3 protein-coding genes are annotated in these 16,898 nt (G+C 37.9%); 2 read left to right on the forward strand and 1 reads right to left on the reverse strand.

Annotated features, from left to right (window positions below; translation table 11 throughout):
• Nucleotides 1–29: 29 nt before the first annotated feature.
• Nucleotides 30–5,858, forward strand: a complete 5,829-nt coding sequence (locus FNN09_RS04110; RefSeq protein WP_143300212.1) for a GEVED domain-containing protein — start codon at nucleotides 30–32, stop codon at nucleotides 5,856–5,858.
• A gap of 409 nt (nucleotides 5,859–6,267) precedes the next feature.
• Here the strand turns inward: FNN09_RS04110 and FNN09_RS04115 are convergent, their stop codons facing one another.
• Entirely contained in the window at nucleotides 6,268–6,624 is a 357-nt protein-coding gene (locus FNN09_RS04115) for a PleD family two-component system response regulator (RefSeq protein ID WP_143300213.1), read from the reverse strand.
• A gap of 410 nt (nucleotides 6,625–7,034) precedes the next feature.
• Between FNN09_RS04115 and FNN09_RS04120 the strand changes: the two genes are divergently transcribed.
• Nucleotides 7,035–16,871 carry a T9SS type A sorting domain-containing protein gene (locus FNN09_RS04120; RefSeq protein ID WP_143300214.1) on the forward strand — a complete coding sequence of 3,279 codons (9,837 nt, stop codon included), beginning with the start codon at nucleotides 7,035–7,037 and terminating at the stop codon, nucleotides 16,869–16,871.
• Nucleotides 16,872–16,898: the final 27 nt, after the last annotated feature.

A 16,898-nucleotide genomic window follows, 5' to 3' on the forward strand; every position in this document is an offset into this window, starting at 1 on the left:
TTCTAAACCTTGAAATCTAAAAGTACACTATGAAATGTAATCGCATTTTATTATTAATGACTTTACTTCTGTGGGGGACAGTAGTGAAGGCACAGAATCCTTATGCAGATGGAACTGTTATAGCGGCAGGGAGCAGTATTAATCAACGATGGTCTATAGCAGCAAATAGCAGTGTAAGTACAGCAGGAGATTTTACATCTGCTGCTGATGGGAGAATAGGTGGGACATTTACAGTAAATGGAAATTATACGCATTCTGGTTGGAGTAGTGATCGCATACTAAGTGGTGCTGTTGTTGAGATATTTGGAAATTTATATGCAACCCAAGAGCTAAGGGTTCAGGATGGAGCCACCCTGATTGTTCATGGTGATTTTTATAATTATGGAGGAGGTTCAACAAGACTAGCCGGAAATATTGTAATTGCTGGAGATGCTTACTTAAGTAATACAACTATTCGTTCAACAGGTAATGTGGTAGTAGGTGGTGATATTACTATGTCCGGAGGAAGTAGCTCTTCAGGAGATGTTTATGTGCTGGATCCGGATGCGACCATTGATATCCCTGGTTGGATGGGCGTTTCCACAGGTGACGAAACCGACTTTATCAATGATGAATCAGGTAATACAGATTTAAATAATGCGGTTTCCGATGCTGGCCTAATTAGTTCAGTTGATGCTCCGGGTAGTTTTACTTACTCTAACTTAGCCGGCTCAAGTGCTGATTTATCATGGACATTAAATAGTGACAATGATAATGTAATCATTGCTATGTATTCTTCGGATACAACAGATAAACCGGTTGATGGTACAAGTTATTCGGTAGGTTCAACTTTAAGTGATGGTGCGGAAATTATTTTTGTTGGGAGTGTTGGTGAAACCGACCTTATCTATACTAGTTTTGTTGAAGGTGCAAGTAATTATCTTCGTATTTGGTCTGTTAATGCTTCTGTTGAATACTCTAAGGAGATAAAACTTACCGTTAAAGGCCTTACCTCGGCAGATATATTTTATGAGGATTTTGAAAATGGAAATGCCAATAGTTGGACATTAGGCTCTTTATCCGGAGATCATAGTTGGGCAATAGGCTCTGCAGAATCTTACCTTGGAAGCAATTCTGCATACATATCCGAAGATGGTGGTAATTCAGCAACTTATGATGAAACGGGCAATGGATGGGCTGGACTACAAAAGAGTATTACTATTCCATCTGGATTTAAGAGTGCCGAAATATCTTTTTATTGGAAGTGTGTTGCTGAAGCAGGGTATGATTATGGTCGTATTTATGAAAACAATACAACCATAAGTGATGAGTTGGTGAGTCAAGAGGCATGGGTTGAGGAGGTTATCGATATTTCAGGATATATAAATAGTGATTTTGATTTAGGCGTATGGTTCTACTGTGATTGGACTTCTGGTGTTGATCCTGGTCTTTGCATCGACGAGATAAGAATTACTGGAAGTGATGTTGCACGTCCGCAGAGCTTTGCGGGTTCAGCTGTGTCTTCAGAGCAAGTTGACCTCTTGTGGACTAAAAGTACTGATAATGATGATGTAATTATTGCCTATTCATCGTTTGGCGCAGTTGGCCGACCGGAAAGTGGGGTTTCTTACGCTGTTGGCGATTATCTCGATGGCGGTGGTAGGGTTATTTATGTTGGTTCTGGCACATCGTATTCACACATAGGGAGTTTCTCAGGTATTTTAAATTATACAATTTGGTCTGTTAGTAGTAATGCATACTCCAGTTCCATTACTGAAAATGTGACAATACCTGTCAACCTTCCTTATTCGGAAGATTTTGAAGGTGATGTTTCGGAATGGAATTTTAGCGCTGTATCGTACAATAACTGGGTTAATGGAAGCGCAGATGCTAACAGTGGTTCAAAGTCAGCATACATTTCTTTTGACAAGGGTGTTACTTCTGCTTATGATAATTCAGAATGGACTAATACAAATTTAGAGTTGGATGTTGATCTAAGAGGTTTTGAAACAGCAAAGTTATCCTTTCAGTGGAAAGCCGATGGACGAAGAGATAGGGCTTACGGAGAATGCTATTTAGATGGTTTTAGGATATCAGGAAATCAAGAGTATCGAGATGCTTCTGGGTCTTGGAATACGGAAGAGATAAATGTATCTTCTTATGCTGATGACATACGTACGCTAGCTTTCCGTTGGTATAATAATACATCTGGAAGTCCAGAGAATCCTGGGTTGCTTATTGATGATATCAAGATTTCTGGTACAATTGCTAATCCTGCTTCATTTTCAGCAACTAATTCAAATGATCTCTTAAATAACCTTGAATGGGTAAAGAATACATATGGCGATGATTTATTAATAGCATGGTCTGAAGATGGGATTTTTGATGTGCCTGAGGAGGGTGTCGAATATGATGTAGGTGATCTGTTACCTGGTGGCGGCACCATTCTCTATCACGGAGATATTTTAACCTTCGATCATTCTCCGCTTAACTATGGTACAATTTACTATTATAAAGCGTGGTCGTCTCGTAATGGTATATATTCTTCAGGTATTGAGGTGAGTGCTAATACGCCTGCAAAAGTATCAGTAATGTTTGAAGATTGGGAAGATAGTTCGGATGGCTATCCTGAGTGGTCGTTTTCTCATTCTGATATTAACTCCGCTTCATGGCTTCTTGGCGGAAATGATGTTGCATCTAGCGGTATTAGATCATCGTATATTACGGCAGATGGTTCTACCGCAGGTTATTATGAAAATGGAGGAACTTATTGGGCTACCTTGTCCATTAGTGTTGATTTAACAGACTTACACACTGCCTATTTAGTTTTTGATTGGATGAGTTTAGGTAATCCTACATATGATTATGGGTCAGTTTTTATAGGTTCTACACAAGTTGGCCAAGAGTATTCAGGGGAAGGAGGTACATGGTCTTCTGAATCAATTAATCTGGATGCTTTTCTTGGTAGTGTCCAAACAATTGAGTTTAGATGGAATAGCACCGGATCGGCATATTACTCACCTGCATTTTGTATTGATAATATTGAAGTAGGTGGTATTTATGATCCTACATCCAGAATCACAAATGGACAAAAGTTAACTACTTCAGTTTCATCGATAGCAAATTCTCAAGCTGAGGCTGTGGATGTTTTTTCATTTGACCTAACAGATAAGACTTCGCGATATAATGATATAACACGTATACAACAGTTAGTAATAAATAAAGGTAGCGGAAATACCATCGCGGACTGGAGTGATGCTTTGGAAGGAGCTAGGTTGTTCGGAACGGATTTGCCGGCAGAAGGAATGCAAGGGACGATCCTGAGTTCTGGAATAACCTTTACAGGAACAGACATAATTTTATTAGAGAATCAGGATGTTGCAGAAAATTATTTACTAAAAGTATGGCTGAAGTCTGATTTAAATGTTAACGACATTTCAGATGGCGATAGTTTTGATTTTCAAGTGTCTGGGAGTGATATGGTGACAGGTCTTGGAGATGACTTTATTAAGTTAAGCAATACTCAGAGTGGCGCAATACCAATAGAAGTTGTTGCAACCGAACTTCGTTTTTCGCAACAGCCATCATCTAATGCAACAATTAATACCGTTCTTGGTCAGGCTCCTGAAGTAGCTGCCACTGATATCAATGGGAATATTGATTTAGAGCATGCTGCCAATATAGTGCTTACGAATGATGATGGGGCAAGTGGTTTTTTAGCTATGACTAATGCAATTGCATCGCCCGTTGATGGTGTTGCCATATTTGCGGACTTGACTTTTACCGAAACAGGTACTGTTACTCTAAGTGCTACTTCAGCAAGTATTACATCAAATATATCGGATGCTGTAACCATTAGTAATTATTGCCAACCAAGCAATAACTCTACAGATAGGTATATTACGAATGTTATTATTGAGAGTATTAACAATGTAACGGGAGATGATGGTGGTTATGTAGAATATCTTGATCAGACTGCTAGTTTTGCCAAAGGGGAAACTTATGATGTAACTATTGGAGTTCGTAATAATTCTGGTACTGGTTATGCAATTGTATGGGTCGACTGGAATGGTGATGATGATTTCGCTGATAGTGGAGAGGGCTTTTCAATTGGAAACACTAATCGTACAGGAACACAAGTATTGTCTGGGCAGCTAACAGTGCCTGCTAATGCAACTTCTGGTACTACAAGAATGAGAGTGCGTTTTTCACAAAGAAGTAGTACTGGCAATCCATGCACTAATTCAAATGGAGAAATTGAAGATTACTCAATTGTAATAGCTTCCGAAGGATGGTTAGGACAGAATACGAATTGGAATGTTTCTAGCAACTGGACAACAGGATCAGTGCCTAATGGGAGTACTGATATTTATATACCCGAACATCCTTATTTTAATGATGCCTTTCCAATAATAGATGGTGCGGCAAATATGAATGATATAGAGATTTCTGATAATGCTTCATTAACAATACGTTCAGGTAGTTTGGTGACAATAAATGGCGACATTACTAACAATGGTGATTTAATCGTAGAAAACACCAATGCCAAACCAGCTTCCTTAATTACCAACGGTACTGTAACAGGTGATATTTCCTTTAAATGGACTTACGATAACTTACGCTGGTGGTTTATAGGTCATCCAATAACTAATCCTGTCATGAGCAGTTATCAAGATATTAGAACTGGTCAAGGTAATGACTATGCACTTTACGATTATTTAAATGGTGGCACGTACGATAAGTTGTCCGCTAAAGCAGATACTTATTTGTTTAGAGCTGACGATGAAATAGCAGGTTACTTGTTTAAAGTAAAAAATACAGGAGGTGAAGTCGTTCACACAGGCACGATTAATGATGATGCTGAGTATACGCGTACACTTTTAAGTGATTGGCAAATTATAGCCAATCCTTATTCATCTTATTATCAGTTGCCAATGGAGACGGGACCAACAGCTGACTTTGCGAATACTACAGGTACTGTGTATGTAACGGTTTCAACACGTAATAGCGATAAAACGTTTGAAACATACAATACTCTTACCGGACTAAGCTCGCCCGAAGCATTTAAAGGTATTGTAGCACCTGGTCAAGGGTTTTATGTGAAAACGGCCAGTGCCGGTACCATGTCAATGCGTGCCGCCAATAGAATTCACGATGTTAGCAAAACGTCATTGAAGACAGCACCTGCTCCAATAAAAGATGTACTTCGTATAAAGTTAAGCAATAGTGGTGGTGGAACCGATGAAGCAGTTGTAGCTTTAAGAGAAAATGGTGATACTGGTTTTTCTCGTATGGACTCAGAGCAACGTTTTGATACGAATAGCTTGTCCTACATTTATTCACTTGTTGGAGACAAAATGGCAGTGATAAACGTATTGCCAAGTGTCAGTGAAAACTATAGTCAAGCAGTTGGTATCAGAGCCAAAGTAGGTGAGCATGTATTGCGCATTGAAGGTGTTGAATCACTAACTAATGCTTATGATCTTGTGCTTGAAGATAAGTTGACGGGGGCTGTAACGTCAATATCGGATAGTCAATCGGTATATGAATTTACAACCGAGGCTGGTGATGTTGATGATCGCTTTGTCTTGCATTTTAACATGCCTAAAACAGAAGTTCCAACTGATATTGGCGATATAAATGAAGCGAATAGCTATGTTAATATCTATATAAAAGAACAAAATTCATTAACCATTAAGTGCGATTGGGACATCAGGCAGAAAACTGTAGGGGTTTATTCTGTTTCTGGTTCATTGGTGATGATGAAGCAGTTTGAAGGAGAAGTGTATGAAGAGCAACTTGATGTTTTACCAGGTATATACATTGTTAAAATAAGCAGCGACAATCATTCGTATCAGGAAAAGGTATTTGTGAAGTAGATAAAATCAGATATAACTAAAGACGCCCGACTTTTATTAGTTGGGCGTTTTTTGTCTTTTTACTTTGGATATGCTTATCGAAAAAATAAAGGGACTTTATTGAGCTTTTTTACTCTCAGTTTCCTGTTTATATTCTCATTATAATGTGCAATACTATGCAACTTTGAGTTTCGTGGTTATAAAACCTCATGGCTTAATGGATCCTGATCCATGGAGGTATCAGCCAGATACTAGAAGCGTACCTGAAAGGGATCAGCCTCGCTGGGAGCGTAGTTGAACCGATGGAGACCCAAGGTGGTATCGAAGCGAACACGAAGAAAGGACCATCAAGATGCGATGCTTTACTATTGTTATGCGATGAATGAGTATAAAAAAGCCCGATAGTTTAGCTCGGGCTTAAGATTATAGTTTAGAGGGGTAATACTTTAATCGCTTCTTTGAACTCTTCTAAAATAACCGGCTTTTTTAAAAATGCTTTAGCACCATAATAATTGCAAGCATCAATTGTTTCGTCTTGGGTATCTCCTGATACCACAATGACTGGTATACCCATCCACTCTTCCTCCAAATCTTCTAATATGGTAAAACCATCTTTCTCGGGCATGTGAAGGTCAAGTAGAACTAGGTCTGGTTGCTCTGCAACAATCTTTTTCCAACCTTCATTGCCATCGCATGCCTCAACTACATCTACATCATAGTTTCTAAGCATACTTTTTAAAATTAATCTACTGTCCGGTGCATCATCAACTATCAGAATCTTCTTCATGCTTATGCTTTCTTGTTATTATCACTATTTAATAACGTATTTGATGTTTTATTGTTGTGTGTAAGTGGGTGATAATTAGTTTTATGTGAGTTTATTGTTTTGATGTAAGTTTTTGGTTGGTTCGTCATAATAAAACGGCAATTCGTCATATGTACCTGTGGTTTTATGGTATTTGAACCCTTGCAGCTTGACATTCGTTATTAATCTACATAATTGAGCTGTTTGTCAAAAAATCAAAATAATATTATGTGTCTTGATTTTAGTAACGTGCTGTTTAATAGTGGTTAATAGTGGTGGTGTGTGGATTGCTGATAACCTCCATGCGTTATATCAGTATTAGAATACGGAATAATTGTAGTTTTGCAGATTATTATGGCTTGTAAAGTTATTTGTAAAGAAAAATTATTAGTATGAAGCATATATACTCTAAGGTTTTAACTGTTGTTTATATCTTGTTTTTTTGTGGGCATTTAGCCTCAGCTCAATCAGGTCCAGCAGGCATTGGAAATAGTGATGGAAGTAATGGGCATCCTCATAATGTACTTTGGTTAAAAGCTGCTGCATTAACAGGCCTGTCCAACAATGACCAACTATCCACTTGGAGTGATTTATCAGGGAATGGGCATGACTTTATTCAAACAAATGGTGTCAATCAACCATTGTATAACAATACCACAGGAATAAATGGGAATGCTGTTATTTCATTTGATGGATCAGGAGACCATTTGACAGATGATGATATGGACAGTTATTTTGATGGACTAAGTGGTTTAACAACCTTTGCCATTATTCGCTCCAACCAAATAAATACCGACAGAGGATTTTTCGATACACGATCTCCCAATGGTAGTGATGATCAGTTTGCTATACGCTATGATTCTGGAGGTGCTTCAGGAGGTGGTGATGATGTCGTTAAAATAGGCTTGCGTGCAGGGAATTCATCTCAAATAGAAACAAGCTCAAATGTTCAATCAACCAGTGCTCAGCTTATTACCGTTTGGTGGAACTCTGGAGATCAGATTAGTATTGGTTTCGATGGAGTTACCAATGCATTGTCGTATGGTGGAAATCCTATTACAGGAACGATTAGTGGTACTGCTGCAGGTTATGTTGGAAAAGGTCCCAAGGATGCCAGTGCTGGTTGGGATGGAGATATTGCTGAATTAATTGTTTATGGCGATAAACTTAATGCTGCTCAACGTATTGTTGTTGAAAATTATTTAGCCGAGACATATAATTTAACAATTGCTAATGACGCCTACACAAATCCCAATTACATTGGCGATTTAACTGGAATGGGGCAAGCAAGTGGCGAAACTCTTCCTCTATCGCAAAGTGCTGGGTTTTATGTGCAGGATAATGGTGGATTAAGTGATGGAGACTTTATATTCTTTGCGCATAATAATGTTGTGAACGATGGCCCTACAACTATTGATATGCCAAGTGGTATTGCACAAGCTTGGAAAAGAGATTGGTATGTTCAAAAGACAGGAAACTTTGATGCTAAAATTATTTTTGATTTGCCAGAAGGTATTGGTGGTCAAAACCCAGGTGATTTAGTCAATTATAAATTACTATATCGTTCTGGCACAAGCGGAGATTACTCAATTGTTACTGCAAGTGTTGTTGCTGCTGATAGCGATCAAATTGCTTTTGATGTAGCTGATGCCAATATAGCAGATGGGTATTATACATTAGGTACCACTAATTCAACTGCTAGTCCCGTAGAGGGAATTCCTGGTTTAACATGGTATACATTGGCTTCTGGTAATTGGACTGATTCAGATATATGGACATTAGATCCTTCCGGGTCATTACCAAATAATCCAGCTAGCGCATATCCAAACCTGTTAACTGATAATATTGTGGTTAAAACTGGTAAAACAGTCACCATGGATGTAAATAACCTGACTTGTGATAAACTTACGGTTGAGGGGCGTTTAGATATGGCGCAGGCAAGTGGACATTCATTCTCAGTTATCAATGGTAATGGTCGTATTCTTATGGCTGCAGATAATTTTCCGGCAGGTGATGCGTCTCATTTTGTAACAAAGGGTCAAGGAGAGGGAACGGTAGAGTATTATGGGGGTATTATTTCCATATCTAGTGGACTAACATTTTACGATGTTGAAATAAGTTTGGATGATAAGGCCAATAGCCTAACATTTATCAACGACCTAAATATCAATGGAAATTTATTTGTTGAACAAGGTATTTTGCAAATTAATGATGGTGATAACTTAAACCCCTTAAATATTACCGTGGATGGGAATATTTCTGTAAAAGCTGATGGAGGAATTAGTGTAGGAACGGCTGATGCATACAATAGTTCGGCTCAATCAGGTTATGGTAATTACCACAAAGGCTTCCACGTATTAACAGTCGGTGGAGATATTAGTAATTATGGAAACATCCGTTTAACGAATCAAACAGTGCCTGATTATAACAGTAGAGCAATGAATGGAGCTGCATCTCTTGTATTTACAGGTGCCCGCAATACCCGATTTGATTGTTATAACACAACCAATTTATACATGATGGTTGTTGATAAAGGTGTAGATCGAACATATGAGTTAATAACATATGCTGATAATAAGGCCTATTTTACTTTGTTTGGTGATAATGATGAAGGTTGGAATACGGGAGTAATTGATAACCCTGAAATGAGAAAAGCACTATGGGTGAAAGCCGGTACATTGACTTTTTCTGGTGCGGTATACGTTTCTTCATTAACTGAGGGAGGTCGTGATTATACGATCGGTTATCCAGCAGCTATAAAAGTGGATGGTCCAAACGTATATGTTAGTGTTACGGCCAATGAAAATTCCGATTACAGCAACTTGTCATTTGCACCAGGAACACCAGATGGAGTAAGGACATCAAGTGGGAATACGGGCTTGTATTTATTTGGTAAGCTTCTTGTTAATAACGGAACGTTATACCAGGGAGAAGGAGAAGCAATTAACTTTAGAGATGAGGCACCGGGTGCAATTGAAGTGAATGGTGGTGTATTAAGTGTTAATCAAATTGGAATTAGTTCATCAGCTTCCCGTGGTGATTTCTCATACAAACAGACTGGCGGTTTAGTCGAAATTCGTGGTGACTATGGTCCTGATGGTGACAATGCAATGCTAAATCTGAATACCTCGGATATGTCCTTCACTATGTCTGGTGGTGAGTTGCGTGTTTTAAGAACTACTTCAAATAATCCGAACGGAATACATATTTCAAGTGCGCCTGCAAATACCAATGTTACCGGAGGTCTGGTAAAGGTGTTGGCTAACGGAAATACAAATTTTCAAATTAATACCACAGTTCCCTTTTATAATTTTGAGGTGGAACGAGCTAATGCAAGTGCCGATGTAACAATTGATCTTCAAACTGAACTGACGATATTAAATGACTTAACAATAAATGCCAATACTTTTTTAGACCATAATGGTTTTGATGTATCCATTGGTCGTAATTTCTCAATTGATGCCAATGCGACTGAGGTTAGTAATAATAAAGGTTATTTGTATGATGCATCTGCAACCAATACCACAACATTTAACGGATCTGAAGATGGGGTGTTTTATATTGGTCACCCTTTTGATGATGGGTGGGAATTATACTTGCATAATCTTGTTATTGACAAGCCAGCTGATAAAACTCTATTAATTCAATCAGATACTGAGAAAGAAGCGGCTAATGTTTCAAATGATTTTTATGCAAGACTAATACAGGTGAAAAACAATACCCAAGTAATAGGCGGAACACTTGACCAAGGGGCTCAGTCCCTTCGACTATATGGGCCAATTGAAATTTCGTCTATTGGTAAGCTTGGGGTTTATGAACATGGTACAACGCATATTGATGCATTAATCATGTTTAAGGATGCTGATGTTAGCATCATCACAGAAAATGGTGCTGAATTAGGAAATATTAAAATGAACCCAGCACCTAAAACCGATATCATCACCCTAACAAGTGATGTTAAAATAGGTAGAATATCGTATTACCATGGGCGCATAAATTTAGGAAGCCATCGATTAACGTTGGACTACTTCCATCAACAGAGTACAACCAATAATTACTCAATAAATAAAGGTAACGCTGCCCAGGAGATGTTTTATACAGATGGTAATGCATCTGATGGAGGTTTATCACTTTATGTTGATTCATCAATAGCTGATGGTACTGTTTTAGGATTTCCTGTAGGTGTATTAGGAAAGTATACACCTGTGGAGGTAACCGTGAGTAATGTTACTTCAGCGGGTTATATTAATGTTAATCCAGTAAATAAAGCACAGCCTTCTCTTGTAGGAGGTACAAGCAATGCTTTACAATATTATTGGAATATTCAGCCATTGGATTTTACGGCTGTGCCTGATGTTACAATGGATATGGTATATGAAGATGTTGATATTGATGGTAATGAAAATAACTATGTCGCCGGAAGGTTGGTTAATTTTAGTACATGGGAGAATACCGTAGGAACAATAAACACAAATAATAATAAAATAAAATACAGCTCCGGAGTATTGACAGAAGGTGATTATACTGCTGCTCAGAATTCGCGAATAAATGGTTCGGTAAGAGTACTGTATGCCAGAAAAAATGGTGAGTGGCACGATTATACGACATGGTCTACTACGGCAGACGGGGCTAACCCACTTAATAATAAGAATCAATTACCAGCAGCGGGTGATATTTGTGTTGTAGGTAGCACATCGTCTAATTATGCAGTAGCAATTAGTGAAACACATGACGATTATGAGGCTATTAATATTGCTCGTTTATGCATTTTAAGATATGCATCCGGAGAAAGTTCAACAGTCACGATTGGTCAGAATGGTTCTGATTGTAATTTTGGTGTAGTTAGTAACTTAGATCCGGATATAGTTGATCCTTATTTGACAGAGACACATGGTAGTAAGATTATTGTTTCGGGTCCAGATCTCCCATTAGGTGATTTTGGTCAATTTATGAACGCTCCGAATACACTGTGGACTTATTCGAGAGCTTTCCCTGGAACAAACTCTGCAATTGATGATGCAGATGGTGGTAATCTCTCAAATGTGTATTATGATGGATATGAAATAGGGACTTCTATAACAGAATATCCAGTTCTTCAATTTGAATATTCTGGAAGAACTAGTGGAGCTATACAGTATATCACATTGCCTGCAATTGACATAACCGTGCATAATGATATTCGATTTTTTAAAAACATTAACCACATAAAGCTTAATTCGGCTTTAAATGCTGATGTTGTAGTTGAAGACGACTTAGTGTTTAGTAATGGCGGTGTGACAGTTGAGTTTCAGGCGGCCGGTGCTAACAAGAGTTTAACTGTAAATGGAAATATTGATTATAACTCTAGCAGTAACACAAGCATCATTGTGGAAGAGCAGAATTCTACATCGGCTAAACATATAATAAAATTAGGAGGAGATATTATTAATGTCAGTGCTAGCTCCTCAATTGAAGGATTTTACTCAGAATCTAAGAGTTATTTAGATATTGAATTTAATGGAAATGGTAATTCAATTTGGGAAGAGTTTGTTGATGTGCCATCGATTAACCAATTGATTATAAATAAAACTGATGGATTAGCAGAGTCTGTTGAGTTATTATCTGAAGTTACATTAGGATCTTTAGCAAATAGCGGATCGGAATTAAAACCTATACAATTAAAAAGTGGACTTCTAATTCTAAATAAGGATAATACAAATTGGGTATTATCTAACGGAGGCGATAATTTCTCAATACCTTCTATAGCAGCACTTGAGGTAACTCAAGGTACAGCTTCTTGCTTAGGGAATTCTGGTATATCCTTAGATGGAGCCCTTTATGTTTCTGGTGGAACAGTTGATATGAGTGGAGGTGATAACTTCATTGAATATTCAGCTTCTGGCAATGCATGCATTGAGGTTAGTTCGGGTGCATTAACGGTTGGTTCTCAGATAAGAAGAGGCTTAGCAACAGATGATGGCATATTAAATTATATACAAACAGGTGGAGATGTTATTGTTGGTCAGTACAGTGCTCCAGAAGGAACCAGGGGGGTACTTGAGGTATTAGGTGTTGGTAGTAACTTCGAACATTCAGGTGGTTTATTGCAAATCGCAAATGGACAAGCCAATGCGAGTGTTGCTTCCTTGTATCTTGAGCCGGAAAATTATTCCATAGGGTCTGGTACAACTATTACCTTTGATCCGGTACAAACGAGTGGTGTGAATGGAATTAGCGTTTATTCATCAATACCATTAAAAAATGTGTTGCTAAAAGACGATGTTAATCTTAGTGTGAACTTGTTGACGGTGCCTCTAACAATAGAGGAGAATTTTGAAATAGAAAGTAATGCAAGCTTTGCTGCCAATGGTTTAGATTTAAATATTGGAGGTAATTTTAGCAATGCAGGTAATTTTGCTCATAATAACAACACTACGACCTTAATAGGTAATGCAGCTCAGCAAATTATCGGTAACACCGTGTTTTATAATTTAACAAAAACTGAGAATTCAGATTTAGTATTACAAACGGGTACTACTGAACTAACAGTTGATAATATTTTTGATTTTCAGGCAGGAACCATATATGATAATGAAAATACGATTTCAATTAAGGGCTATGTCAATTTTGCTGGAACTCATGAGTATAGTGGTATTGGCAAGGGATTATATCTTACGGGATCGTTAAATCAAGAATTAAGTGGTGGTGGAGTCATTGGAATGTTAACGATTTTTAACCCTGAAGGAGTTGATATACCTATTGGTAATGCGTTTACTATTAATGATAAGTTGAGATTAGAAACAGGTATATTTAATATCGATAAGAATTTACTATTGCTATCTGAAACATGTATCATTGAGCATGGTCTTGAAGATTTCTCGTCAAATAATATGATTCAGAATAATATCTCATTTACCGATAATGGTGTTAAAAAGATATTCCCGAAAGTGACTTTTGGTGTTGATCCAAGTTATAGTTTTGTTTATCCAATGGGCTCGGGTGGTAAATATACTCCTGTATCAGTGGTGATGACCAATAATGGAACAAACACAGGTAGTTTAACCGTTAAGCCTGCTAATGAGTATCACCCAAGTGTGGATGATCCAAATAATGTTCTTCATTACCATTGGGAATTAAAATCTGATGAAATCTCAGATTTTACCGCTACGGTGAAAATGAAATTTGTATTGGAAGACGCTCATGTTGATGGTGCTAATTTAGTGACGGACTACATCACAGCTCGTCTATTGTCAGATGGAACAGGTGATTGGAATAAATTCTCAGGTTCTGGAGTAATTGATGAATCATCCAACGAGTTAGTTTTCGATTTTGCAGGTACTGATGATGCTGGTATTAGCGGTGCTTATACAGCTGGTATTAATGAAGCTATACCTGATCAGGTTCCGTCATATATAACAATAATGGATGGAGATTGGACCAATGAAAATATTTGGGACTCCTACCCAGTTTCTGGTGGTACCGTACCTGCAGGTGGGCCGAGAGGTTCCATCGTTTATGTTGCTCACGATGTTGATGTGCCAAATAATTTCCTTTCAGTGTATAGAACCAATGTACAGGCAGCAGGAATCTTAAATATTGGATCTACTTTTGGTCACCGTGTTGGTGATGTGAGCGGAACAGGACGAATTAAATTGGAGGATCAGGGAAGCCTGCCAGCTGGTGTTTATGACGACTTTTTTGCAGAAACCGGCGGTACTATTGAATTTTCAGGAAGTACAGATTATGATTTTTTAAGTGATATTAATAGTCTAAACCATGTGATATTAAGTGGTACTGGCGAACGTCGTTTCCCTAACTTGGATTTATCTGTTAAAGGTGATTTGAGTATAGTTGGAGTTGAGGCTATTAACGAACACAACAGAAATATTTCGTTGAAGAAAAACTTCTATTTTAATGGAGGAGCTTTTGATTCAGGAGATAATGGAGCTAAAATTATTTTTAATGGTACAACTCTTCAGTTGATTGATGGAACAAGTAGTTTTATTGGAACAAACGGAATTGATTACCTTGAAATGAATAACCCTGCTGGCATTGAATTGAAAGTAAGTGTAAATGTGGATAGTTATTTAAATTTAAAGAATGGTATCATCTATAATATCAATGAAGATGCATTCGTTGTTAATAGTGCCTCGGCTTCTTCCGTTATAGGTGGTGGGGCTAGCTCGTATGTTCAAGGTCCTTTAACTAAACTTGTGAATAACGGAGAAAGTTTTAGTTTCCCGATTGGAGATGCAGACAGGCTAGGAGATGTGTTGATTAGTAATACTATAACCGGTAGTGCTGATTATTGGACAGCTGAATATTTTAATAATAATCCAGGAAATGATAGCAAAGATCCTAATAGTGTGAGTGGAGATATCGAATTTGTTAGTCAAAATGAATATTGGCGTATTCAAGGACCAGCATCAGGCAAGGCCGAAGTAACATTGCGTTGGGATAATTTAAGTGGTGTTAATCCAGATGCAAACTTTAGAGTTGTAGAATGGCTTAGTGCTTTCAATTGGGGCGAAGTGGATATTGCAACGCCTAATACAACTATGCAAACTGTTAAGACAGATTTGGCAGCTGTATTCAATGAATTTGCAGGAGAAGGGAATTATTTCACATTTGGTTCAATAAATATTCCAGCGTTTACGTGGAAGGGTACGGGAACTACTGGTAACTGGTTCGACGTTACTAACTGGACCGGAGGCATTATTCCATCTGCTGGCACCGATATTACTTTAAATGATGATGGACTTGCACCTTTTATTCCAAATGATGTTCTGGTTGCTCAAGTAAATAATTTAACCATTAATCATACGGGCGGACTAACCATGAACCCTGGGGCTCAATTGACGGTTAATGGTAATTTAACTACTAACGGTTTGTTATTTGTAGAAAATACCAATGCCAATCCAAGTTCATTAATTACGCATGGAACGGTTACAGGTAATGTTGCGATGAAATGGGCTTATGATAATGAGCGTTGGTGGTTTATTGGTCATGCGATTGCTAATCCAACCATGGCTGAATATGAAAAGATACGTGATGAGCAATCCAATGATTATGCCATGTACGATTTAATTAATGATGGTTCATTCTACAAAGTATCCTCTAATGTAGGAACTTACGACTTAAGTGGTCAGAATGAATTGCAAGGGTACCTGTTTAAGGTTCGTTATGCAGGTGCTGAGGTTACTCAAGTAGGAACATTAAATAATTTAGCAACTTATCAAATGCCACTACAAGATGATTGGCAGATCATGACCAACCCTTATGCTTCGTACTATAAATTACCAAAGCAAACAATAAGTGGAGCTGATTTTGAGCACACAACCGGAACGGTTTATGTTACGGTGTCCACTCGAAATAGCGATAAGACCTTTGAGACATTTAACACCATCTCAGGTTTGTCGTCACCTGAAACTTTTGCCAATGGTATTCTTGCTCCAGGGCAGGCCTTCTACATTCAAACCGAACCAAGTCACAATGGTCAGATGGTTTATATGCGACAGGGTAATCGAGTTCATGATGTGAACAAGGTGTCTTTGAAGTCGCAAAAAACGGATGTTGATGTAATAAGAGTGAAGCTTAATAATGGCGAATTAACTGACGAGGGCGTTATTGCCTTGAGGGAGAACGGCGATTTTGCATATTCACGCATTGATTCGGAGCAGAAATTTACAACAAGTAGTAATTATTCCTTTATTTATTCTGTAGTTGATGAAAAATCACTGGTGATTAATGTGCTTCCGCAGGATGTGTCGAATAGCTCAGTTACCCTAGGCTTTAAACCAAAATTTGCAGGTGTTCACACCATTACAATCGATGGATTATCAAGCTTAGTTGATGATTATAAACTTCAACTGGAAGATACAGAGGTGGGAGTTATTGTAGATATGGATGCCACTACAGAATATACTTTCTCAGCCAATGAGCAGGAAAATAATACGCGCTTTATATTGCACTTTAGCAAAACCGAGGTAGCAACCGGTATTGAAGATGAGAACGAAGGTGCAAGCGAAGAAGTGAATGTATTTATTCAAAACAAAAGTTCGCTGCATGTGAATTGCGATTGGTTAGGGGAGAAGCACTTAATGCTTTATACGCTGGATGGACGATTGATATCTAATCAAACATTTGATGGCGCATCATTTAAAGATGAACTGAACCTACAGCCAGGTGTGTATATTGTAAAAGTATTAGGCGATGATAAACAATACGAGCAGAAAGTATTTGTTCGTTAATTGAATAGTTAGAATAGATAAAAAAGC

Origin of the sequence: Carboxylicivirga sp. M1479 (genome assembly GCF_007097485.1) — a bacterium.
Classification (GTDB): Bacteria; Bacteroidota; Bacteroidia; order Bacteroidales; family Marinilabiliaceae; genus Carboxylicivirga.

Coding starts and splice junctions, on each gene's coding strand:
- FNN09_RS04110 (WP_143300212.1), top strand. CDS start 30: ATGAAATGTAATCGCATTTTATTATTAATGACTTTACTTCTGTGGGGG.
- FNN09_RS04115 (WP_143300213.1), bottom strand. CDS start 6,624: ATGAAGAAGATTCTGATAGTTGATGATGCACCGGACAGTAGATTAATT.
- FNN09_RS04120 (WP_143300214.1), top strand. CDS start 7,035: ATGAAGCATATATACTCTAAGGTTTTAACTGTTGTTTATATCTTGTTT.